The sequence below is a fragment of the Streptomyces sp. NPDC051322 genome (genome assembly GCF_040689485.1).
Classification (GTDB): domain Bacteria; phylum Actinomycetota; class Actinomycetes; order Streptomycetales; family Streptomycetaceae; genus Streptomyces.
On sequence record NZ_JBFBAK010000020.1, the window covers coordinates 18,318 to 39,201 of the forward strand.

The following is a 20,884-nucleotide window of genomic DNA, read 5'->3' on the forward strand; positions in this document are numbered from 1 at the left end:
GCCCTGGTCGTCCTGGCCGCGTCCACGGCGACCGTCGCGATTCTCATCACGCACTTCTGACACGTCATTCCGAACGACACGGGGAGAACCACTCACCATGAACATCCGCCGCACCCGCATTGCTGCCACCACCTTGGTCGCCGCACTCGCCCTGACCGGCCTCTCCACGGCCGCCGCCACCGCCGCCACACCGGCCAAGGCGGCGAAGCGGGTCACCTGTGTCGGCAGCAACACCAAGGTCACGGTCAGCAAGGTGAGCCGCCCGGTGAACCACCTGCTCATCAAGATCACCAACACCGGCACCCGTACCTGCGACGCCTACTACGCGCCGACCGTCAGCTTCGACCACGACACCTGGCACGCCAAGACCCTCATGGACAGCCAGCCGCAGGCCGTGGTCAGCCTCTTCCCCGGCGAGTCCGGTTACGCGTCGCTGGGCCTGGCCGGCGAGGGCCACCACCACCAGCACAGGGCCAAGCACGCCACGCTCACCTTCAAGGCCCGCAACGGCGGTTCGACCCACACCGCTCCGGACACGCTGAAGCTCCCGGCCGGCACGGTGGTGAACGACGGCGCCTACGTCTCGTACTGGCAGTACTCGGCGGCCGACGCGCTGGTCTGGTAGCGGAGTCGCGGGGTGTGCGTGGCGCTCAACGCACACCCCGCACGCCTCATCCCGCGAACCAGCTCGCCGCGTCGAGCCGGAAGGCCCCCTCCGGCACCATGGTCCTGAGACCCGACTCCATTTCTGCCAGGCGGCCGTTGCCCAGCGCGTCCGCCCACCCGGCGTGCAGCCGGTCGAAGATCTCGGCCGAGCGCACCAGCACGTCGACGCCCCGCGCGGTGAGCCGGACCAGCTTCCGCCGGCCGTCCGCCGGATCGTCGAAGCGCTCGACGTACCCCAGCGCCTCCAGCCGCTCCACCGTCTTCCCGGCCGCCTGCTTGGAGACACCGAGCCGCCGCCCGACCTCGCTCGCGGTGGCGCCCTGCTGTCCCACCGCCTGCAACGCGAACCCGTAAGCGGCCCGCACCTGCGGGTGCCCCTGCCGGGCCAGTTCGGCGTGCAGCTCATCGATGAGCGAACGGAACCCGGCGAACAGCAACAACGGCAGCTCGAAGCCGCGCCCCGGCTCCGCCGCGCCCTCAGCCATTGCCAAACTCGACAACGTGGTTTACCTTTTCGTCAATCACGTTGTCGAGTTTACCGAAGGGCCCTCTCATGCCGCTGACCCACGCCCACTTCCCCGATCACACGGTCGAGTCCGCCCCCGCCGCCGCCCGCCGCACCGTGCAGGCAACCGCCGACCGGCTCGGCTACCTCCCCGTCGGGGTCGGCCGGATGGCCACCTCGCCCCAGCTGCTCGAGGGCTTCTTCAAGATGAGCGCACTGTTCGAGTCCACCACCCTCGAACCGCTGGCCCGCGAGACCCTGATCCTCACCATCGCCGCCCGGAACGGCTGCCACCTCTGCGTCGCCATGCACACCGCGAAGCTCACCGCCCTCGGCGCGGACCCCGAGCTCATCGAGGCCCTGCGCGCCCAACAGCCGCCCGCCGACCCGAACCTGGCGGCCGTCCGCGCCTTCACCCTGGAGGTCCTCGCCACCGCCGGAGCCGTGGACGACGCCACCCTCCGTGCCTTCCTGGGCCACGGCTACACACCGCAGAACGCCCTGGAGGTCGTCCTCGGCATCGGCGCCTACACCACGTCCACCCTCGCCAACCGCCTGCTCGACGCCCCGGTCGACGACCAGCTCAAGGCGTTCGCCTGAGCCGCGCTCGCCCCCGCCGCCTGGGCGGCCTTCGCCGGCTTCGCCGCCGACCAGCGACGCGGCTGAACGTCTGACAGGAACGCAGTGAAAGAGGCCGGTCACTTCCGGGCAAGGTCCAACTCGTAGCGACTGACCCAGGTGAGCGGGCCGTCATCCTCCCGCTGGCCGGGTGCGCCTCCCACCGGTACGTCTCCTCGGTGCACGAAGCCGTACGCCTCGTAGTAGGCCCGGAGTCGCCCATTGGCCTGCACGCAATCCAGCCGCAGAGCGTCAACTCCGCGCCGCCGGGCGGTGTCGCCTGCCCAGTCGAGAACGACGACGCCCAGTCCGGCCGCCCAGCGGCACATGGCCATCCGATGGACATACCCCGCCGTGCCGGCGACGTCCGCCCACAGCGGATCCGACCAGTCCAGGGTCATGGTGCCCGCCGCTTTCTCACCGATGCCCACCAGCCACGTATCACCACGGAGGACAGCCCCCTCGACCCACGCGGCCTCGAAGTGCGGAGGCCACTGGCTGACGCCGCGTGCGTTGAGCCAACCGGCCACCTCGTCGAGCACGCTCAGCACCTCGTCCATGCACACGCCGGTGGCACGTCGGAAGGTGACCTCGTTGCCGTTCCACTTAACCGTCATGGCAGGAATGATCGCAGCGAGCTCTCAGACCATCGTTCGGTTGCGCGTAAACACCGACAGGGGGTTGTCGCCGCCGTCCCCGAGGGTGGGCCGTGCCGGGAGAGGCCCGGTGCGACACGAGAGGGATGACATGCCTGGATTCAACGGCATCGGCTGGTTCGAGATCGGCACCGACGACCCGGCGGCCGCGAAGCGGTTCTACGGTGACGTGTTCGGCTGGACGGCCGTGCAGGACGACACGAAGAGCACCGACCCGGCGTACCAGGTCCTCACCACGGGTGACGCGGAGGGCTTGCACGGCGGGCTCTTCGCGACCAACGGAAAAATGCCCGGCTACGCCATCTTCAGCGTGCTGGTCGAGGACGTCGAGGCGGCCTGCCGACGGGCCGAAGAGGCGGGCGGCCAGGTCCAGCGCGCGCCGCAGGTCAACCCGGTCGGGGTGACGTTCGCGCATCTGCTGGACCCGGCCGGTAACCACTTCTCGGTGTTCACGCCGCCGTCCGTCAGTTCAAGGTGAGCTGACGGACGACGCCCTCCGGGATGTCGAGATCCTCGCTGCGCAGCACGCGGGGCGGGGGCACCTCGGCGGTGACCGAGACCGAAGTGATCCGGTCGGTACGGAAGACGCGCAGGGCGTCGCGCAGCCGGCACCAGGCCACCAGGTACCAGTGGTCGGTCTTGCCGATGTAGCCGAGTGGCTCGATCTCGCGCATCGAGGTGGCACCGTCGCGGTCACCGTAGCCGATGCGCAGGACACGGCGGGTGTCCAGCGCGTCGGCCACCATGCGAGGCACCGCCGGCGTGGCGGGCCCGTCGCCGAACAGGTGGATGCGGCCCGCCAGGTCATGGGCGGCGGCGGCATCGTCGCCCTGCATCGCCGCGACCAGCTTGCGCAGCGCCGAGCCCGCGGTCGCCTGGAACGGCGTGCCCTCCAGCCGCCGCAGCGCCACCGCCATCGCGACCGCTTCGCCCGGCGTCAGATTGACCGGCGGCAGCGTGCGCGCCTTGTCGAGGCAGTAGCCGCCCGTGCGGCCGGGCTCGGCGTAGATCGGCACGCCCGACTGCTGCAGCGCGCTGATGTCCCGCTCGACCGTCCGCACGCTCACTTCGAAACGACCGGCCAGCCAGCGCGCGCTGCGCGGCCGGGGCGCGACCGCACGCAACTCCTCGACCAGGGCGTAGAGGCGATCGGTACGGTTCACACAAGCCAACCTATAAGGTACCGGCCGAAAAAGTGGCCACGGCCCGGGAGTCCGGAGCGCCGCAGCGCGCAGCCGCGGACGACCGCACAGCGAAAACGGGCCACGACATCCGTGACCCGTTCGCTCGTCCGCACGTCACAGCCGCTGCGCGACCTCCGTCGCCCAGTAGGTGAGGATCATGTTCGCGCCGGCGCGCTTGATGCCCGTCAGGGTCTCCAGGATCGCGCGGTCGCGGTCGATCCAGCCCTTCTCGGCGGCCGCCTCGATCATCGAGTACTCACCGCTGATCTGGTACGCGGCCACCGGCACGTGCACCGATTCGGCGACCTTGGCCAGGACGTCGAGGTAGGGTCCGGCCGGCTTGACCATCACCATGTCGGCGCCCTCGTCGAGGTCCAGCGCCAGCTCGCGCAGCGACTCGCGGACGTTCGCCGGGTCCTGCTGGTAGGTCTTGCGGTCGCCCTGCAGCGACGAGCCGACGGCCTCACGGAACGGGCCGTAGAAGGCGGACGAGTACTTCACGGTGTACGCGAGGATCGCCACGTCCTCCTTGTCGATGGTGTCCAGGGCGTCCCGGATCACGCCGACCTGGCCGTCCATCATGCCGCTGGGGCCCACCACATGGGCGCCCGCGTCGGCCTGGACCTGGGCCATCTCGGCGTACCGCTCCAGGGTGGCGTCGTTGTCGACGCGGCCCGACTCGTCCAGCACACCGCAGTGGCCGTGGTCGGTGAACTCGTCGAGGCAGAGGTCGGACATGATGATGAGCTCGTCGCCCACCTCGGCCCGCACATCGCGCAGTGCCACCTGGAGGATGCCCTCCGGGTCGGTGCCGGCCGAGCCGGTCGCGTCCTTCTTGGCGTCCTCAGGGACGCCGAAGAGCATGATCCCCGAGACCCCCGCGGAGACCGCCTCGACGGCCGCCTTCCGCAGGGTGTCCCGGGTGTGCTGGACGACGCCGGGCATCGCGGCGATCGGCACCGGTTCGCCGATGCCCTCCCGCACGAAGGCGGGCAGGATCAGATCGGACGGGTGCACCCGCGTCTCGGCGACCATCCGCCGCATCGCGGGGGTGGTGCGCAGCCGCCGGGGGCGGGCGCCGGGGAACGATCCGTACACAGTCATCTTCAGTTACCTTCTCGAACGCGTAAGACCGATCGGCAATCGGGGGCGCCGATCGCTCAGGTCGTGCGACGCCTGCGGCCACCCGGGCGCCGCTCACTGGGGCGGGTGACCGTCTCACCCGCCTCCTTCGCCGAATCCCGGCGCTGCGCGCCGAACTCGGCGAGTGCCTCGGCCAGCCGGTGCACGGACGGCTCGGGCGACATGACGTCGACCCGCAGGCCGTGCTCCTCGGCCGTCTTGGCGGTGGCCGGGCCGATGCAGGCGATGACCGTCACATTGTGCGGCTTGCCCGCGATACCGACCAGGTTACGGACCGTGCTCGACGAGGTGAAGAGGACGGCGTCGAAGCCGCCGCCCTTGATGCCCTCGCGGGTCTCGGCCGGGGGCGGCGAAGCGCGCACCGTGCGGTAGGCGGTGACGTCGTCGACCTCCCAGCCCAGCTCGATGAGCCCGGCCACCAGTGTCTCGGTGGCGATGTCGGCGCGCGGCAGGAAGACCCGGTCGATCGGGTCGAAGACCGGGTCGTAGGGCGGCCAGTCCTCCAGCAGCCCGGCCGCCGACTGCTCGCCGGAAGGTACGAGATCGGGCTTGACGCCGAACTCGATCAGCGAGGCGGCGGTCTGCTCACCGACAGCGGCCACCTTGATCCCGGCGAAGGCCCGGGCGTCGAGCCCGTACTCCTCGAACTTCTCCCGGACCGCCTTCACGGCGTTCACCGAGGTGAACGCGATCCACTCGTAGCGCCCGGTGACCAGGCCCTTGACCGCGCGCTCCATCTGCTGCGGGGTGCGCGGCGGCTCGACGGCGATGGTGGGGACCTCGTGCGGCACCGCGCCGTAGGACCGGAGTTGGTCGGAGAGCGAGGCCGCCTGCTCCTTCGTACGCGGCACGAGCACCCGCCACCCGAAGAGCGGCTTCGACTCGAACCACGACAGCTGGTCGCGCCGGGCGGCGGAGCTGCGCTCGCCGACCACGGCTATGACCGGCTGGTGGCCGTCAGGCGACGGGAGCACCTTGGCCTGCTTGAGCACCTGGGCGACCGTGCCGAGCGTGGCGCACCAGGTGCGCTGGCGGGTGGTGGTGCCGGCGATGGTGACGGTCATCGGGGTGTCGGGCTTGCGGCCCGCGGAGACCAGCTCGCCCGCGGTCGCACCGACCGTGTCGAGGGTGGTGGAGACGACGGCGGTGGCGTCGCTGGCGCCGACCTCGCTCCAGCAGCGGTCGGACGCCGTACGGGCATCGACGAACCGCACGTCCGTGCCCTGCTGATCGCGCAGCGGCACACCGGCGTAGGCGGACACGCCCACCGCCGTGGAGACGCCGGGGACGACCTCGAAGGGGATGCCGGCGGAGGCGCAGGCCAGCATCTCCTCGCCGGAGTTCCCGTCCAGGCCGGGGTCGCCGGTGACCGCACGGACGACCCGCTTGCCGCTCCTCGCGGCCTCCATGACAAGATTGCCCGCATCTCGGATGGCCGGGATACCGGCGGCTGTTGACGCTTCGTCAACGACCGTCAGCTGAGGCGTGCTCACGGATGCCCGCGCATGGCCGCGTACCACGTCGAGCACCTGCGGCTCGGCGATCAGTACGTCCGCACTCGCCAGAGCTTCCACGGCGCGCAGTGTGAGCAGTCCCGGATCTCCGGGTCCGGCACCGAGGAAGGTGACGTGCCCGTGCGTGGGAAGGACGGGGTGGTTCGATGTGGTGGGGCTCATCGTGCTCGCTCCCCCATAAGACCGGCCGCACCCTTGGCCAGCATCTCGGACGCGAGTTCGCGTCCGAGCGCCTCGATGCCTTCGTGCGACGCAGGTACGGGACCGGTGGTGGACAACTGCACCAGCGAGGAACCGTCGGGCGAGCCGACGACGCCGCGCAGGCGCATCTCGGTGACAGCAGACTGCCCGTCGGCCAGGACGTCGGCCAGTGCGCCGACAGGCGCACTGCAACCGGCCTCCAGGGCGGCGAGCAGGGATCGCTCGGCGGTGACGGCGGCCCGCGTGTACGGGTCGTCGAGCTCCGCGAGCGAGGCAATGAGGGCGGTGTTCGACGCCGCGCACTCGACTGCCAGGGCCCCCTGGCCGGGGGCGGGCAGGATGATGTCGACCGGCAGGAACTCGGTCACTTCGGCGGTCCTGCCGATCCGGCTGAGCCCGGCCGCGGCGAGAACCACCGCGTCCAGCTCCCCGCTGCGGACGAAGCCGACGCGGGTGTCGATGTTGCCGCGGATCGGCACGGTCTCGATGCGGAGGCCGTGGTTACGGGCGTACGCGTTGAGCTGCGCCATCCGGCGCGGCGAACCCGTACCCACCCGGGCGCCGTCCGGCAGCTGCTCGAAGGTCAGCCCGTCCCGCGCGATCAGCACGTCCCGGGGGTCCTCACGGACCGGGACCGCGGCGAGCACCAGCTCGTCCGGCTGCGTGGTCGGCAGATCCTTCAGGGAGTGCACGGCGAAGTCGACGTCCCCGCTCACCAGCGCGTCACGCAGCGCGGTGACGAACACACCGGTCCCACCGATCTGCGCGAGATGCTCACGGGAGGTGTCCCCGTACGTGGTGATCTCGACGAGCTCCACGGGGCGACCCGTGATGCGGCGCACCGCCTCGGCAATTTGTCCTGACTGGGCCATGGCGAGCTTGCTCCGCCTGGTCCCCAGCCTCAAGGCATTGGTCATGCCCGCCCTCGGTTCTTGACATCTGTGTTGCTCAGGTCGGTCAGATCGGCCCTGCTGACGGCCGCGACCGTCAGCGGGTCGAGGTCGAAGAGTTCACGCAGCGCGTCCGCGTACCCGGCGCCGCCGGGTTCGCTCGCGAGCTGCTTCACCCGCACGGTGGGCGCGTGCAGGAGCTTGTCGACGACGCGGCGCACGGTCTGGGTGATCTCGGCGCGCTGCTTGTCGTCCAGGTCGGGGAGGCGTCCGTCGAGACGCGCGATCTCACCGGCGACCACGCCGGCCGCCATCGTACGCAGCGCGACGACCGTCGGGGTGATGTGCGCGGCGCGCTGCGCGGCGCCGAAGGCCGCCACCTCGTCGGAGACGAGGGTGCGTACGGCGTCGACGTCGGCGGCCATCGGCGCGTCGGCGGACGCGTCCGCCAGCGACTCGATGTCCACCAGGCGCACCCCGCCGATCCGGTGCACCGCGCCGTCGACATCGCGCGGCATGGCCAGGTCGAGCAGCGCGAGCCGGACGGGATGCGCGTCCCCGGACGCATCGGCGGGTGCGAGCCGCCGGTCCAGAGCCTCCGCGACGGCGTCCGCGGTCAGTACCAGGCCGGTCGCCCCCGTACAGGAGACGACGACATCGGCACGGACCAACTCGGCGCCGACCGCGTCCATCGGGACGGCCCGGGCTCCGGTGCCGGCGGCGCGGAGGATCTCCGCGAGCCGCTCGGCACGGGCCGGTGTGCGGTTGGCAACGACGACCTCGCCGATACCGGCCCGGGACAGCGTGGCGGCGGCCAGCGAGGACATGGAGCCCGCGCCGATCACCAGGGCACGCTTCTCCTTGGCCCACACGGCGACGTCCGTGCCGTCGGCGAGCTGCTCGAGACCGAAGGTGACGAGCGACTGGCCGGCCCGGTCGATACCGGTCTCGCTGTGGGCCCGCTTGCCCACCCGCAGCGCCTGCTGGAACAGATCGTTCAACAGCCGCCCTGCGGTGTGCAGTTCCTGGCCGAGGGCCAGGGCGTCCTTGATCTGGCCGAGGATCTGTCCCTCGCCGACGACCATCGAGTCCAGCCCGCAGGCCACCGAGAAGAGGTGGTGAACGGCCCGGTCCTCGTAGTGCACATAAAGATAAGGAGTGAGCTCGTCCAGACCGACCCCGCTGTGCTGGGCGAGCAGCGTGGACAGCTCGGCGACGCCCGCGTGGAACTTGTCCACATCGGCGTACAGCTCGATGCGGTTGCAGGTGGCGAGCGTCGTGGCCTCCGCGGCGGGCTCCGCCGCCAGGGTGTCCTGCAACAGCTTGGCCTGCGCGTCAGTGGACAGCGCGGCCCGTTCGAGCACGCTGACGGGGGCGCTGCGGTGGCTCAGTCCGACGACCAGGAGACTCATGCCGGCATCACGGCGGGCACGTCCCCGTCGGGTCCTTTCCGTTCGATGGGGGCGGCGTGCGCGGCTCCCCGGAGGGGCGGCGCCCCGGCGGCGGCAGCGGTGGCCGCCCCCTCGCCGGCCTTGCGCTGCTCGTGGAAGGCGAGGATCTGCAGCTCGATGGAGAGATCCACCTTGCGCACGTCGACGCCGTCGGGCACCGAGAGCACGGTGGGCGCGAAGTTGAGGATCGAGGTGATACCGGCGGCGACCAGCCGCTCGCAGACGGGCTGGGCCGCGCCTGCGGGGGTCGCGATGACGCCGATGGAGACGCCGTTGTCGCTGATGATCTTCTCGAGGTCGTCGCTGTGCTGCACCGGGATCCCGGCGACGGGCTTGCCGGCCATCTCGGGGTCGGCGTCGATCAGTGCGGCGACCCGGAAGCCACGGGAGGCGAATCCGCCGTAGTTGGCGAGTGCGGCGCCGAGGTTACCGATGCCGACGATGACGACTGGCCAGTCCTGGGTGAGACCCAGCTCACGCGAGATCTGATATACGAGATATTCGACGTCATATCCGACCCCGCGGGTCCCGTACGAGCCCAAGTAGGAGAAGTCCTTGCGCAGCTTCGCGGAGTTGACCCCCGCGGCGGCCGCGAGCTCCTCGGACGAGACCGTGGGTACGGAACGCTCCGAGAGCCCGGTGAGGGCGCGAAGATACAGCGGAAGTCGGGCGACTGTGGCCTCGGGGATTCCTCGGCTACGGGTCGCCGGTCGGTGAGTTCGGCCAGTTGCCACGGTGCTCCTGCGGGATGAGCGAGGCTGCAGGCGGCCTCGTGTCGCAGGACCGCCCCGTCGAATGCAGGCTATGTCTTTGTGAACGCGTGCACAAAGATTGTGTCCGTTTTGTCCGCCCGAAGTGACCGGAGTCACGCGGTACGACTGCGCGGCGCCGGAACTGCGGGCCGGTCCGATGCGTTGGCTTCCCGAAGGGGGCAAAACCGCACACACTCCTCACGTCATCGCCCCCGAGACCGCTCAAATCGCCCACGATGGTAGCCGGGTTTCGGGGTCAGGCGCCCAGTGCACGACGAAGGCGGTCCGGGTCGACGCGCCAGAACGTGTGCTGTTCGCCATCGATGAGCACCACGGGGATCTGCTCCCAGTAGGCGGCGTTCAGCGCCTCGTCCCGGGTGATGTCCTTCTCCTCCCACTCCGTGCCGAGGTCCTCGCAGACCGTGGCGACGACCTTTCGTGCGTCGTCGCAGAGGTGGCAGCCGGGTTTGGCCAGCAGCGTCACGGTGTGGGGGGGCCGGGGGTCGCGGTGCGAGCGGCGCAGCAGGGGGCTCATCCCGCCATTGTGGCCCCGAACGCCGGCCGGGCCGGCGGTGGCCGAAGTCCGCAGGGTGCGGTGACGCAACAAAGAGTTCACCCCACCGCATCCCCACACGGCGGGAACAGCCGAACAGACTGGCTATGCTCACGACATGGCCGCACTGGGATGGCTCACCCCTCGAAAGCGCTCGGCAACCGCACGCAGCGTGCTGGCAGGCGAGGCCGCAGCCGAAGCAGCCCGGAAGTCCTCGCAGGAGCTGGCACAGGTGATGCCGGAGGACGAGACCGCTGCGGAGCTCGGGTTCCCCGTCATGGGGGACGATCTGGCCGCTGCCTTCTTCGACCTCGACAACACCGTGATGCAGGGCGCCGCGATCTTCCACTTCGGCCGCGGCCTCTACAAGCGGAAGTTCTTCCAGCGCCGGGAACTCGCCAGATTCGCCTGGCAGCAGGCGTGGTTCCGGCTGGCCGGCGTGGAGGACCCGGAGCACATGCAGGACGCCCGCGACAGCGCGCTGTCCATCGTCAAGGGCCACCGGGTCTCCGAGCTGATGTCCATCGGCGAGGAGATCTACGACGAGTACATGGCGGACCGCATCTGGCCCGGCACCCGCGCGCTGGCCCAGGCCCACCTGGACGCGGGCCAGAAGGTGTGGCTGGTCACGGCCGCGCCCATCGAGACCGCCACGATCATCGCCCGGCGTCTGGGACTGACCGGCGCGCTGGGCACCGTGGCCGAGTCCATGAACGGCGTCTATACGGGCCGCCTGGTCGGCGAACCCCTGCACGGCCCGGCGAAGGCCGAAGCCGTACGGGCGCTTGCCGCCGCCGAAGGCCTGGACCTGCGCCGGTGCGCCGCCTACAGCGACTCGCACAACGACATCCCGATGCTCTCGCTGGTCGGACATCCGTACGCGATCAACCCGGACGCCAAGCTGCGCCGTCACGCCCGCGAGCGCGAGTGGCGGCTGCGCGACTACCGCACCGGCCGCAAGGCGGCCAAGGTCGGCATCCCGGCGGCCGCCGGCGTTGGTGCCCTGGCCGGCGGTACCGCCGCGGCCATGGCCCTGCACCGCCGCCGCCGCTGAGCCCGCCCGCCCGGCCCGTCGCGCCCCGCGCGATATCCGCGACGCACCCGTTCGGCAGGCCGACACGCCGGATCCGCAGCTGACCGCGACACGCCGCCACTCGGCACATGCACGGGCAAATCGAACTTCTTACCCGTGCACCCGCGCCGCCAGTCCCGTTGCAGCCGCTCGCGCACAAGTAGCCCCGCAATCAAGCGGATCGTGAGGCAATCCGATCAATAAGCGGTCACGAAGTGCTACTTGATTCGACGCGTTCACGTAAGAGAAGCGACGTAATCGATGATTTGAGCAACTGGGTGTAGCACTGCCTGTACGAAGCGTTATTCTCCTCAGACGCATACCGGACCCCACTCGTCATCACGTCGGGTGAACGGTCCAGCACTGCACGTGATGGAAGCTCTGCCTCTGGGAGTCCCGTGTACCCACACGTCGGGGTTGACGCCTCGGGCCTGGCTACGCTGCGCGCAACGGTCCTGGACCAGCTGCGCGGCATTGTCCCCACCGCGTACGCCGTCCCCGCTTTTGCCACCCCTGTGCCCGCCGGCCCCTGCTATGCCCTCGCCGAGAACGGTGCGGCGGTCGGCAGACACAGCCGTGGCGGCACCGGCACGTCCACTGTCCGTCGGCCTGCGGCCGACAGCGACAGCGCTCGCATGATGGACCTCGTCGAACGTGCTCAGGCCGGCGAGGCCGATGCCTTCGGGCGCCTCTACGACCAGTACAGCGACACGGTCTACCGCTACATCTACTACCGCGTCGGCGGAAAGGCGACGGCGGAGGATCTCACCAGCGAGACCTTCCTGCGCGCTCTGCGCCGTATCTCCACCTTCACCTGGCAGGGCCGTGACTTCGGCGCCTGGCTGGTCACCATCGCCCGGAACCTGGTCGCGGACCACTTCAAGTCGAGCCGATTCAGACTGGAAGTGACCACGGGAGAAATGCTCGATGCCAACGAGGTCGAGCGCAGTCCGGAGGACTCCGTCCTGGAGTCCCTCTCGAACGCAGCCCTGCTCGAAGCCGTCAAGCGGCTCAATCCACAACAGCAGGAGTGCGTGACCCTGCGCTTCCTGCAAGGTCTCTCCGTCGCCGAGACGGCGCGCGCGATGAGCAAGAACGAGGGTGCCATCAAGACGCTCCAGTACCGGGCCGTGCGCACGCTGGCACGACTGCTCCCGGATGACGCCCGGTGATCAACACCGATCGCAACTCACCCTCGGTTATGGGCTGATGACGCTGCCGTCCTACTGCGGTCGGATCATCTTTCGTCCGTAACCCAAGTGCTGTGCGGCTCGTTGAGTGGGATGCAGGCTCCCTGTGGTCACGCCACGCCCGTAAGTGCTCACTCGATCGTGTGAATGCGCTCAAGGTGGGCAACCTTCCGGACCCCGAGGGGAGTCGATCGTCATGACGAGAGGAGGTGCCGCCAGTGATCGGACAAGTTTCGGCACACCGGCGGGCGAACGCCTTCGCCCAGGTCCTGGAGGAGCAGTCGCTCCGGGACACGGCGGCCGACCAGCCAGAAGATCCCGGCGATTCGGACGGACCAGGCGAACAAGAGCCGTTGCTCGCCCTGGTGACCCGTCTCGACGAGCTACCGAAACCGCAGCTGGACCCCGAGGTCAGGGTCGTGCAGCGGGCCCAGCTCGTTGCCGCCATGGAGGCCATGCTGCTGGAAGGCACCGCCCCGGGGGGAGGTGCGTCCGAGGGCCCTCAGGTGCCCGAACAGCGGACCGGTCGCGGCGCCCACCGGGCGAGCGCGCTCCGGAAACTGCGCCCCCGTTCCCGCTGGTCGAAGGGCATCGCTGCGGGCGGACTCGCCGTCGGTGTGGCCGCCGGAGCCTTCAGCGGCGTCGCCGCTGCCAGCTCCGACGCCCTCCCCGGTGATTCGCTGTACGGACTGAAGCGCGGGATGGAGGATCTCAAACTCGGCATGGCGAATGACAGCGCCGACCGCGGTGAGATCTATCTGGACCAGGCCTCGACCCGGCTCCAGGAGGCCCGCCGCCTCATGGAGCGCGACCGGGCAGGCCAACTCGACCACGAGCAGCTGAGCGAAGTCCGCCGCGCGTTGAACGGCATGAACCACGATGCCAGCGAGGGCCACCGCCTGCTGCACGAGGCGTACGCACGGAACGGCGCACTCGGCCCGATCCGGACGCTCTCCTCGTTCTCCAGCTCGCACCGGGAGGCCTGGAGCAAGCTCCGGGGGCGGCTGCCCGCGCAGCTGCATGACGTGGGAGACCGGGTGAACTCGGTCTTCGACGCCATAGACCAGGAGGTCGAGCCGCTGCAGTCGCGGCTGCCCGAGCACCCGGGCAGCACCCGGGGCCCGGCGCGTGCGGTCCCGTCCCAGCCGGGCGCCTCCGGGACCGAACGAACCGGACCCACGGCATCCACGCCGGGCCAGGGCAGGACGAGCAGCGATACCCCGCAGCCCTCCAGCTCCGGCAGCAAGGCGGACCAGGGGCTGATCGGCGGCGACACCGGCGGTCTGCTCGACCCGCCGAAGTCGGACAGCAGCCCGTCCTCGTCGCAGGACCCGGACCGTTCCGGCGACAACCGCCCCGGCGCACCGCACGTCACCCTCCCACCGCTGCTCCCGGGGCTGCTCCCCGGTCTGGGCATCGACGAGCAGGACGCGCAGTAGCAGCACAGGCGTGAGGGGGTGCCGACGCCGGCACCCCCTCACGTCTGTGTAACGGCAACCGCTAGAAGAACACCGACCTGCGCTGCACCAGCAGCTTGTACAGGGTGTGCTGGATCTGCTCCCGTACCTGGTCGGTCAGATTGAACATCAGCATCGGATCCTCCGCCGCCTCCGCCGGATATCCGCTCGTCTGGATCGGCTCGCCGAACTGGATGGTCCACTTCGTCGGCAACGGCACCATCCCGAGCGGCCCCAGCCACGGGAAGGTCGGCGTGAGAGGGAAGTACGGGAAACCCAGCAGCCGTGCCGCGGTCTTCGCGTTGCCGATCATCGGGTAGATCTCCTCCGCCCCGACGATCGAGCAGGGCACGATCGGCACCCCCGCGGTCAGCGCCGTCGAGACGAAGCCGCCCCGGCCGAAACGCTGCAGCTTGTAGCGGTCCGAGAAGGGCTTGCCGATTCCCTTGAAGCCCTCCGGCATCACCCCGACGACCTCACCGCGCCGCAGCAGCCGCTCGGCGTCCTCGGCGCACGCCAGCGTGTGTCCCGCCTTCCTGGCCAGCTCGTTGACGACCGGGAGCATGAAGACCAGGTCCGCTGCCAGCAGCCGCAGGTGACGCTCGGCGGGGTGCTGGTCGTGGACCGCGACCTGGAGCATCAGCCCGTCCAGCGGCAGCGTCCCCGAGTGGTTGGCGACGACGAGCGCCCCACCGTCGGAGGGGATGTTTTCGATGCCCTTGACCTCGACCCGGAAGTACTTCTCGTACAACGGCCGCACCAGCGACATCAGGACCTGGTCGGTGAGCTCCTTGTCGTAGCCGAACTCGTCGACGTCGTAGTCCCCGGTGATCCGGCGCCGTAGAAAGGCCAGGCCGCCGGCGATCCGCCGGTCCAGGCCGCCACCACCGGTCTCCCGTGGTGCTTCCACGGCCTGCAGCGGCGGCTCGGACGACCGATCGGGGCCGGTCTGCTGTTCCGGTACCGGCGCCAGCGGCCCGGCCGTCCTGGTGCGCACGCCCGGCCGCTTGCCGGCCTTGCCGTTCCTGGGCCGCCTGCCCCTCGGCTCGTCACCGAACGGAATGACCTTGGCATCGGCCATGTCAGTTGCGCTCCTTGCTGACAGCAGTGGCAATGGAAGAAACCCGGTCGACCGCCTGCGCCAGCGCCTTCGGAGGCAGCAGTCCGGCCCCGCGGCTGAGCGCGAAGTCCTCGAAGGTCTCCGGCGTCGAGTACTCCGGAACGTAGCCCAGGGTCTCCCGCATCTGAACCGTGCTGACCACCCTGCCGTGTGTCAGCAGCCGGATCTGTTCCGGCGAGAAGTCCGTGACGCCGACCGTACGCAGCGCGGAACCCACCCAGTTGACGGCCGGCAGCAGCACCGGGACCGTCGGACGGCCCAGCCGCCGCGAGCACTGCGAGAGCAGCAGCACGCCATCGCCCGCGACATTGAAGGTGCCGCTGTTCAGCGTCCCCTGCGGCGGCTCGCCCAGCGCGAGAAGCAACACGCCGATCACATCGGCCTCGTGAACGAACTGCAGGCGCGGGTCGTAACCGAAGACCGTCGGGAGCACCGGCAGCGACAGATACTGCGCCAGCGGGTAGTCGGCGCTCGGCCCCAGGATGTTGGCGAAGCGCAGCACACAGACGGCCACATCGGGCCGGCGCCGGGCGAAGCCGCGCACATAGCCCTCGACCTCGACGGCGTCCTTGGCGAAGCCGCCGCTGGGCAGCGACTTGGGAGGCATCGTCTCGGTGAAGACCGCCGGGTCGCGGGGCGCCGATCCGTACACGCTGGTACTGGACTTCACCACCAGCCGCCGCACCGTAGGCGATTTCTGGCAGGCACCGAGCAGCTGCATGGTGCCGATGACGTTGTTCTCCTTGACGGTCGCCCGGCTGCCGCCCGCGCCGAGCGGAGTGCCGGTGACATCCATGTGGACGACCGTGTCGACGTCATACTCGGCCAGCACCCGGGCGATGGCCGGCTGGCGGATGTCCGCCCGGACGAAATGCGCACCGCCCAGCTGATGGTCGGGCGGCACGATGTCCACCGCGATCACCCGGTCCACCGCCGGGTCGCGCTGGATGCGCCGCACAAGACGGCCCCCGAGCTGCCGGGCCACACCGGTCACGAGCACGACCTTGCCCAAGATCCGCGCCTCCCATTCGGACTCCCGTACGGGCCACCGTAGCCGGTCAATGTTGCTCTGCGGTGACAGGTCGCTGCGGCAGGTGACCAAATGTTGCGGCTGCACAACGCACCGTGGCCCTCCCACCATGATGGTGGAAGGGCCACGGGACCGCGTACAGCTGCCGCTTACTTCTTGTTGCGACGCTGAACGCGAGTGCGCTTGAGCAGCTTGCGGTGCTTCTTCTTAGCCATCCGCTTGCGCCGCTTCTTGATAACAGAGCCCACGACTACCCTCGCTCACTTCTCTTCACTGGTGCGGGGCGTCTGGGCCCACACGACCTACGTCGGCCTAGCCTACCCGCCACCGAGTGAGGGACGTAATCCGAGGGGAGCCGCCCGCTCCTGTTCCGGTCCCGCCCCGGTCCTGCGCCGGATTTTCGTTAAGCGGTTTGCACCCCCACGAAGGATTCCCGGAGGTAGTCGTGCACCGCCTGCTCCGGGACCCGGAAGGACCTGCCCACCCTGATCGCCGGCAGATGACCGCTGTGCACCAGCCGGTACACGGTCATCTTGGACACACGCATCACCGAGGCGACTTCCGCCACGGTCAGGAACCTGACCTCGTTGAGAGGCCTCTCACTCCCAGCAGCCATGACCCACCTGAACCTTCCGCACCCGACGCGCACCGGCTTCCCCTTCCGGTGACTCTTCGTCGTTGTGCGCTCACCCATCAGACTAGGTGCGGGTGGTACGAGTGGGGAAGAGGAGTACCGATCGGTTACCTACTGGGACAGAGAGCCCGATTGAGTACATAGCGCGTCAGCGGCCGGTAGTGGTCCGGCCGCACGGCGTCGTCCAGCGGCACCGCCACGGACACCCGCCCCTCGGCCTCTCCGACGAACAGCGCGGGGTCATCCGTATCAGCCAGGCCGATGGCCTCGATACCCAGCTGACCAGCCCCGCAGACCCACCCGTGGTCCCCCACGACAAGTTCCGGAAGCTGCCCGCCGTCCCCGGCCGCGGCCGCCAGAGCGACCCGGACCGGCAGCGGCGAATGGGTGTGTGCGCCCGGCTCACTTCCGGCGGCTCGCGCGCCGGGCTCGCGCATCAGCGCGACTCCACGTACGTAGTCCAGATCGTACGTACGTACGCCGAACCGGGTCGTTATGTCGACACGGTGGCCCTGCGCAGGGGTGAGGACGACACATCCTGCCGCCGACACCGCGTCTGCCAGCGCGGCGTAGAACCCCAGCAGCCGATGCGGGTGGCCGGTGCCGAACAGGACGGCCGACCGGCGTGCGACCGCCTCGCCGAGGCGGTCGGCGAACGCGTTCAGCGCCGCCAGCGTCCGCTCGGGGTCGATGACGTCGGGGCCCGACACGTGGCGCGGGTCGCCGGAGACCCCGCACCGGTCGGCCATCAGCGCCAGCAACTCCCGTTCGTCCCAGTGGCGTTCGGGGGCGAGGCCGAGCGTCGCTCTGGGGTCCCGCGCCGCGAAGAGGCGGTAGCTGCGCAGACTTGTCTCCCGGGGAGTGGCCACGGGCCCGGCCAGCTTGGCCGCCAACAGGTGCGCACGGAGGGCGCCGGTGCTCAACACCCTGCCGATGCTTCCCTACGGAAGCCGGGGGCGGGGGCGAACGGGCGAGGTCCGCACGGTTGGCGTAAGGGCGTGCGTCCGCTGCACGGGCCAGCTGCCTCTATCAAGGCAGCAGGCCCCGTGACGGGAAGACCGCGCGGCGGGTGGCCAGTACCGCCTGGTCCAAGCGGTCCGCCGGGTCGTAGCCCTCGTCCCAGTCGCGCCAGCTCACCGGCCAACGGCCGTCCGTCATCCGGCGCGGCGCCGACTGGCGGGTCCGGGCGTAGACCTCGGACCGCCAGGAGTCGGGGATCAGCGACTCGGGGTCGATCTCGGCGTGGCCGGCGATCGCCGCCAAGTGCGTCCACGACCGCGGTACGACGTCCACGACCGCGTACCCACCGCCGCCCAGCGCCACCCACCTCCCCCCGTCGGCGTACTCGTGCGCCAGTTGGTGGCAGGCGACCTGTACCGCCCGCTGGGCGTCCAGCGACACGGCGAGATGGGCCAGCGGGTCCTCGAAGTGCGTGTCGGCCCCGTGCTGGGTCACCAGCACCTGCGGCCGGAAGTCCGCCAGCAGTTCCGGCACCACGGCATGGAACGCCCGCAGCCACCCCTCGTCCCCGGTACCGGCCGGCAACGCCACATTCACCGCGGAGCCCTCGGCCGCCCCGTCGCCCGTCTCGTCCGGCCAGCCGGTCCCGGGGAACAGCGTCCTGGGGTGCTCGTGCAGCGACACGGTGAGGACTCGCGGGTCCGCGTCGAACACCGCCTGCACGCCGTCGCCGTGGTGCACGTCCACATCGACGTACGCGACCCGCTCGGCACCGAGTTCGAGCAGCCTCGCGACGGCAAGGGCAGCGTCGTTGTAGACGCAGAACCCGGAGGCCGACCCGGGCATGGCATGGTGCAGCCCGCCCGCGAAGTTCACCGCGTGGGAGGCGTCCCCGCGCCATACCGCTTCGGCGGCGCCCACCGACTGCCCGGCGATCAGCGCGGACACCTCGTGCATGCCGGCGAAGGCCGGGTCGTCCGGGGTGCCGAGGCCGTACGCCGGGTCCGCACTGTCCGGATCCGCCGAGGCCGCCCGTACGGCGTCCACGTAGTCCGCCCGGTGCACCAGCCGCAGGGTCGAATCCCCCACCGGCTTCGCCGCCACGACGTCGACCGCGGCGTCCACGCCGTAGGCCCGGATCAGCCCCATGGTCAGTGCGAGCCGCACCGGATCCATCGGGTGCCCCGGCCCGAAGTCATACTTCGTTACTGCGTCGTCCCACATCAACAGTTCGCGGCCGCTCATGCTCGCCACCGTATCGGGCATCGCCGTTTCCGAACGACCTGGCGTACAGCAGCGTGGCCAGGACCAGCACCATCGGGACGAGCATCGCCCCGCGGTAGTTCCACGCGTCGCCGATCGCGCCCACGAGCGGGGAACCGATCAGGAAGCCGACGTAGTTGAAGATGTTGAGCCGGGCGATGGCGGCGTCCGACGCTCCGGGAAACAACCGCCCGGCGGCCGCGAAGGTCTGCGGCACGATCACACACAGCCCGAACCCGAGCAGGGTGAACCCGAGCATCCCCACCCAGGGCCCCGATGCCGCGGCCACCACGGCGAAGCCGACGGCAGCCAGCACCGAACCGAACCGCACCACAGCCACCGCACCGAAGCGGCGCACCCCGAAGTCCCCGACCGCCCGGCCCAGCAGCGTGGTGACCATATAGACGTTGTACGGGACGGTGGACAACTGCTCGGAGCTGCCCAGCACGTCCTGCAGGTACTTCGCGCTCCAGTTGGAGACGGTCGAGTCGCCGATATAGGCGAAGGCCATCACCAGGCAGAGCGGCAACAGCAGCTTGAAGACGACGGAGCCGCCGTCGGTGGACTGAACGGTGGGGGTGGTGGGGGTGGTGGGGGAAGTCGGAGAGGTGCCGTCCCGCTGGGCGTCCGCGTACCAGCGGCTCGCCACCAGACAGAGCGGCAGCAGCACCGTGACCACCGGCCCGTACGACATCAGCAGCGACAGGTGCCAGTGCGCCCCGGCCCAGGCGAGCGAGGCGCCGGCGATCCCGCCCAGGCTGTACGCGGCGTGGAAGCCGAGCATGATGCTGCGGCCGTACGCACGTTGAAGGCTGACCCCCAGCATGTTCATGGACGCGTCGAGCGCCCCGACGGACAGCCCGAAGACCCCGAGCGCGACCGCCACCTGCCAGAGCCGGCTGCCGGCCGCGACCCCGAGGAGAGCCAGCAGCACCACCGGCTGCACCCACCGCAGAACGACAGACGGCCTGACCCGCGCCACCAGTTGCTCGGTGGCGACGCTGCTGATGCCCGCGAGGACGGGCACAGCGGCGAGGAAGGCCGGCAGCAGACCGTCGGATATCCCGTAGCGGTCCTGAATCGCCGGGATCCTCGTGACGAGGAGAGCGAAGGCCGCGCCCTGCGCGAAGAAGCTGAGCCCCAGGGAGACCCTGCCGTGCCGCAGCCGAACATCTGACGTCATGGCGGCACAGTAGGCCCCAGACCTACCCGTGGGTAGACGGGTCAGGCAAGCAATTCCGGAAGCTCCACCAGCTTCGAGAAGAATCCGTTCGCCCCGGCCAGCCGCTCGGCGGGGGTCATCGCCGTGAAGCCGTACACGTCCATCCCCGCTGCCTGTGCCGCTTCCACGCCGAGTTGGCTGTCCTCGACGACGACGCACCGCTCCGGCGCCACACCCATCCGCTCGGCGGCGAGGAGGAAGAGATCCGGCGCCGGCTTCCCGCGGCCGACGTCCTCCGAGCTGAAGATCCACTCCTCCTCGAACCACTCGTCGATCCCGGTCGCCCGGTGGCCGACCCGGATCCGCTCATGACTGCCGGATGAGGCCACGCAGTACGGCACCCCGTGGGCGACCAGCTCGCCGAGCACTTCGGCGGCACCGGTGACCGGCGTGAGTTCCTGCTCGAACGCGGCGAAGATCCGGGCGTGCAGCGTCGCGTCGAAGTCGTCCGGGAGCCGCTGACCGGTCCGTTCCTGGATGAGGTCGTGCACCCGGTGCACGGCAGCCCCCATGTAGTCGCGGAGGGACTCGTCGTACGTCGTGGGGTGCCCGAGCTCGCTCAGATACCCGGAGAGGATGGTGTTGGAGATCGGCTCGCTGTCCACAAGGACGCCGTCGTTGTCGAAGATGACCAGGTCGTAGCGCATACCCTGACCCTAAACGCAAAAATGCCTCAACCCCGGGCTATGACAGCTCGGGGTTGAGGCTAAAAATTGTTCGGCGGCGTCCTACTCTCCCACAGGGTCCCCCCTGCAGTACCATCGGCGCTGAAAGGCTTAGCTTCCGGGTTCGGAATGTAACCG

At 70.0% G+C, this 20,884-nt stretch carries 23 protein-coding genes and 1 rRNA gene; 6 read left to right on the forward strand and 18 right to left on the reverse strand.

Annotated elements, in window-relative coordinates; translation table 11 throughout:
• Nucleotides 1-97 precede the first annotated feature (97 nt).
• Nucleotides 98-625 (forward strand): DUF4232 domain-containing protein, encoded by a 528-nt coding sequence (locus AB0436_RS29780; protein WP_366471048.1) that lies wholly within the window; start codon nucleotides 98-100, stop codon nucleotides 623-625.
• A 46-nt stretch (nucleotides 626-671) separates the two neighbouring features.
• On the opposite strand, the gene AB0436_RS29785 is transcribed toward AB0436_RS29780, so the two are convergent.
• A complete protein-coding gene (locus AB0436_RS29785; protein WP_366471049.1) occupies nucleotides 672-1,151 on the reverse strand; it encodes a MarR family transcriptional regulator in 480 nt (159 codons plus the stop codon).
• Between the two features lie 68 nt (nucleotides 1,152-1,219).
• Between AB0436_RS29785 and AB0436_RS29790 the strand changes: the two genes are divergently transcribed.
• Nucleotides 1,220-1,771: a carboxymuconolactone decarboxylase family protein gene (locus tag AB0436_RS29790; RefSeq protein ID WP_366471050.1), complete on the forward strand. Its 552-nt coding sequence runs from the start codon at nucleotides 1,220-1,222 to the stop codon at nucleotides 1,769-1,771.
• A 98-nt stretch (nucleotides 1,772-1,869) separates the two neighbouring features.
• Here the strand turns inward: AB0436_RS29790 and AB0436_RS29795 are convergent, their stop codons facing one another.
• Nucleotides 1,870-2,406: a GNAT family N-acetyltransferase gene (locus tag AB0436_RS29795; RefSeq protein ID WP_366471051.1), complete on the reverse strand. Its 537-nt coding sequence runs from the start codon at nucleotides 2,404-2,406 to the stop codon at nucleotides 1,870-1,872.
• Nucleotides 2,407-2,536: 130 nt separating this feature from the next.
• Between AB0436_RS29795 and AB0436_RS29800 the strand changes: the two genes are divergently transcribed.
• A complete protein-coding gene (locus tag AB0436_RS29800; protein WP_366471052.1) occupies nucleotides 2,537-2,923 on the forward strand; it encodes a VOC family protein in 387 nt (128 codons plus the stop codon).
• Here the strand turns inward: AB0436_RS29800 and AB0436_RS29805 are convergent.
• From AB0436_RS29805 to AB0436_RS29835, 7 genes are all read right to left on the reverse strand, one after another.
• Complete coding sequence (locus AB0436_RS29805) at nucleotides 2,910-3,608, reverse strand: YafY family protein (protein WP_366471053.1); 699 nt, start codon at nucleotides 3,606-3,608, stop codon at nucleotides 2,910-2,912. The two genes, AB0436_RS29800 and AB0436_RS29805, sit on opposite strands and share 14 nt — an antisense overlap.
• A 135-nt stretch (nucleotides 3,609-3,743) precedes the next feature.
• Nucleotides 3,744-4,733 (reverse strand): porphobilinogen synthase, encoded by a 990-nt coding sequence (gene hemB / locus AB0436_RS29810; protein WP_366471054.1) that lies wholly within the window; start codon nucleotides 4,731-4,733, stop codon nucleotides 3,744-3,746.
• A 56-nt stretch (nucleotides 4,734-4,789) separates the two neighbouring features.
• Nucleotides 4,790-6,448 carry a bifunctional uroporphyrinogen-III C-methyltransferase/uroporphyrinogen-III synthase gene (locus AB0436_RS29815; protein WP_366471055.1) on the reverse strand — a complete coding sequence of 553 codons (1,659 nt, stop codon included), beginning with the start codon at nucleotides 6,446-6,448 and terminating at the stop codon, nucleotides 4,790-4,792.
• Nucleotides 6,445-7,404: a hydroxymethylbilane synthase gene (gene hemC / locus AB0436_RS29820; RefSeq protein WP_366471056.1), complete on the reverse strand. Its 960-nt coding sequence runs from the start codon at nucleotides 7,402-7,404 to the stop codon at nucleotides 6,445-6,447. Before hemC ends, AB0436_RS29815 begins: the two co-directional genes overlap by 4 nt.
• A complete protein-coding gene (locus AB0436_RS29825; protein WP_366471057.1) occupies nucleotides 7,401-8,789 on the reverse strand; it encodes a glutamyl-tRNA reductase in 1,389 nt (462 codons plus the stop codon). The genes hemC and AB0436_RS29825 overlap by 4 nt, the downstream gene beginning before the upstream one ends.
• Nucleotides 8,786-9,562, reverse strand: a complete 777-nt coding sequence (locus AB0436_RS29830; protein ID WP_366471058.1) for a redox-sensing transcriptional repressor Rex — start codon at nucleotides 9,560-9,562, stop codon at nucleotides 8,786-8,788. Before AB0436_RS29830 ends, AB0436_RS29825 begins: the two co-directional genes overlap by 4 nt.
• A gap of 274 nt (nucleotides 9,563-9,836) precedes the next feature.
• Nucleotides 9,837-10,115 (reverse strand): glutaredoxin family protein, encoded by a 279-nt coding sequence (locus tag AB0436_RS29835; RefSeq protein ID WP_366471059.1) that lies wholly within the window; start codon nucleotides 10,113-10,115, stop codon nucleotides 9,837-9,839.
• 136 nt (nucleotides 10,116-10,251) lie between these two features.
• On the opposite strand from AB0436_RS29835, the gene AB0436_RS29840 reads away from it, so the two are divergent.
• The 3 genes from AB0436_RS29840 (at nucleotide 10,252) to AB0436_RS29850 (ending at nucleotide 13,834) form a co-directional block, all read left to right on the forward strand.
• Nucleotides 10,252-11,187 carry an HAD-IB family hydrolase gene (locus AB0436_RS29840; protein ID WP_366471060.1) on the forward strand — a complete coding sequence of 312 codons (936 nt, stop codon included), beginning with the start codon at nucleotides 10,252-10,254 and terminating at the stop codon, nucleotides 11,185-11,187.
• 416 nt (nucleotides 11,188-11,603) lie between these two features.
• Nucleotides 11,604-12,377 (forward strand): ECF subfamily RNA polymerase sigma factor, BldN family, encoded by a 774-nt coding sequence (locus AB0436_RS29845; protein WP_366471061.1) that lies wholly within the window; start codon nucleotides 11,604-11,606, stop codon nucleotides 12,375-12,377.
• Nucleotides 12,378-12,613: 236 nt separating this feature from the next.
• Nucleotides 12,614-13,834 (forward strand): DUF5667 domain-containing protein, encoded by a 1,221-nt coding sequence (locus AB0436_RS29850; protein ID WP_366471062.1) that lies wholly within the window; start codon nucleotides 12,614-12,616, stop codon nucleotides 13,832-13,834.
• A gap of 61 nt (nucleotides 13,835-13,895) precedes the next feature.
• Here AB0436_RS29850 and AB0436_RS29855 read toward each other — a convergent pair whose 3' ends face one another.
• From AB0436_RS29855 to rrf, 9 genes are all read right to left on the reverse strand, one after another.
• On the reverse strand, nucleotides 13,896-14,933 hold the full coding sequence (locus AB0436_RS29855; protein ID WP_366471063.1) for a 1-acyl-sn-glycerol-3-phosphate acyltransferase: 1,038 nt from the start codon (nucleotides 14,931-14,933) through the stop codon (nucleotides 13,896-13,898).
• A gap of 1 nt (nucleotide 14,934) precedes the next feature.
• Nucleotides 14,935-15,984, reverse strand: a complete 1,050-nt coding sequence (locus AB0436_RS29860; RefSeq protein WP_366471064.1) for an NAD-dependent epimerase/dehydratase family protein — start codon at nucleotides 15,982-15,984, stop codon at nucleotides 14,935-14,937.
• A gap of 167 nt (nucleotides 15,985-16,151) precedes the next feature.
• The gene (locus AB0436_RS29865) at nucleotides 16,152-16,250 is read right to left on the reverse strand and encodes an AURKAIP1/COX24 domain-containing protein (RefSeq protein WP_003948845.1); all 99 of its coding nucleotides are present in this window, start codon (nucleotides 16,248-16,250) and stop codon (nucleotides 16,152-16,154) included.
• Nucleotides 16,251-16,405: 155 nt separating this feature from the next.
• Nucleotides 16,406-16,618, reverse strand: a complete 213-nt coding sequence (locus tag AB0436_RS29870) for a helix-turn-helix domain-containing protein (protein WP_365859570.1) — start codon at nucleotides 16,616-16,618, stop codon at nucleotides 16,406-16,408.
• Nucleotides 16,619-16,743: 125 nt separating this feature from the next.
• Nucleotides 16,744-17,562 (reverse strand): phosphatase, encoded by an 819-nt coding sequence (locus AB0436_RS29875; RefSeq protein WP_366471065.1) that lies wholly within the window; start codon nucleotides 17,560-17,562, stop codon nucleotides 16,744-16,746.
• Nucleotides 17,563-17,665: 103 nt separating this feature from the next.
• A complete protein-coding gene (locus AB0436_RS29880; protein WP_366471070.1) occupies nucleotides 17,666-18,820 on the reverse strand; it encodes an acetoin utilization protein AcuC in 1,155 nt (384 codons plus the stop codon).
• The gene (locus tag AB0436_RS29885) at nucleotides 18,792-20,042 is read right to left on the reverse strand and encodes an MFS transporter (RefSeq protein ID WP_366471066.1); all 1,251 of its coding nucleotides are present in this window, start codon (nucleotides 20,040-20,042) and stop codon (nucleotides 18,792-18,794) included. The genes AB0436_RS29880 and AB0436_RS29885 overlap by 29 nt, the downstream gene beginning before the upstream one ends.
• A gap of 41 nt (nucleotides 20,043-20,083) precedes the next feature.
• Nucleotides 20,084-20,728 carry an HAD family hydrolase gene (locus AB0436_RS29890; protein ID WP_366471067.1) on the reverse strand — a complete coding sequence of 215 codons (645 nt, stop codon included), beginning with the start codon at nucleotides 20,726-20,728 and terminating at the stop codon, nucleotides 20,084-20,086.
• A 68-nt stretch (nucleotides 20,729-20,796) separates the two neighbouring features.
• Nucleotides 20,797-20,884, reverse strand: a 5S ribosomal RNA gene (rrf, locus tag AB0436_RS29895); the annotation flags it as partial.

What these genes read in the sequence shown, in the direction of transcription:
- AB0436_RS29780 (WP_366471048.1), top strand. Translation starts at nt 98, where the DNA reads ATGAACATCCGCCGCACCCGCATTGCTGCCACCACCTTGGTCGCCGCA.
- AB0436_RS29785 (WP_366471049.1), bottom strand. Translation starts at nt 1,151, where the DNA reads ATGGCTGAGGGCGCGGCGGAGCCGGGGCGCGGCTTCGAGCTGCCGTTG.
- AB0436_RS29790 (WP_366471050.1), top strand. Translation starts at nt 1,220, where the DNA reads ATGCCGCTGACCCACGCCCACTTCCCCGATCACACGGTCGAGTCCGCC.
- AB0436_RS29795 (WP_366471051.1), bottom strand. Translation starts at nt 2,406, where the DNA reads ATGACGGTTAAGTGGAACGGCAACGAGGTCACCTTCCGACGTGCCACC.
- AB0436_RS29800 (WP_366471052.1), top strand. Translation starts at nt 2,537, where the DNA reads ATGCCTGGATTCAACGGCATCGGCTGGTTCGAGATCGGCACCGACGAC.
- hemB (WP_366471054.1), bottom strand. Translation starts at nt 4,733, where the DNA reads ATGACTGTGTACGGATCGTTCCCCGGCGCCCGCCCCCGGCGGCTGCGC.
- AB0436_RS29815 (WP_366471055.1), bottom strand. Translation starts at nt 6,448, where the DNA reads ATGAGCCCCACCACATCGAACCACCCCGTCCTTCCCACGCACGGGCAC.
- hemC (WP_366471056.1), bottom strand. Translation starts at nt 7,404, where the DNA reads ATGACCAATGCCTTGAGGCTGGGGACCAGGCGGAGCAAGCTCGCCATG.
- AB0436_RS29825 (WP_366471057.1), bottom strand. Translation starts at nt 8,789, where the DNA reads ATGAGTCTCCTGGTCGTCGGACTGAGCCACCGCAGCGCCCCCGTCAGC.
- AB0436_RS29835 (WP_366471059.1), bottom strand. Translation starts at nt 10,115, where the DNA reads ATGAGCCCCCTGCTGCGCCGCTCGCACCGCGACCCCCGGCCCCCCCAC.
- AB0436_RS29840 (WP_366471060.1), top strand. Translation starts at nt 10,252, where the DNA reads ATGGCCGCACTGGGATGGCTCACCCCTCGAAAGCGCTCGGCAACCGCA.
- AB0436_RS29855 (WP_366471063.1), bottom strand. Translation starts at nt 14,933, where the DNA reads ATGGCCGATGCCAAGGTCATTCCGTTCGGTGACGAGCCGAGGGGCAGG.
- AB0436_RS29870 (WP_365859570.1), bottom strand. Translation starts at nt 16,618, where the DNA reads ATGGCTGCTGGGAGTGAGAGGCCTCTCAACGAGGTCAGGTTCCTGACC.
- AB0436_RS29880 (WP_366471070.1), bottom strand. Translation starts at nt 18,820, where the DNA reads ATGTGGGACGACGCAGTAACGAAGTATGACTTCGGGCCGGGGCACCCG.
- AB0436_RS29885 (WP_366471066.1), bottom strand. Translation starts at nt 20,042, where the DNA reads ATGACGTCAGATGTTCGGCTGCGGCACGGCAGGGTCTCCCTGGGGCTC.
- AB0436_RS29890 (WP_366471067.1), bottom strand. Translation starts at nt 20,728, where the DNA reads ATGCGCTACGACCTGGTCATCTTCGACAACGACGGCGTCCTTGTGGAC.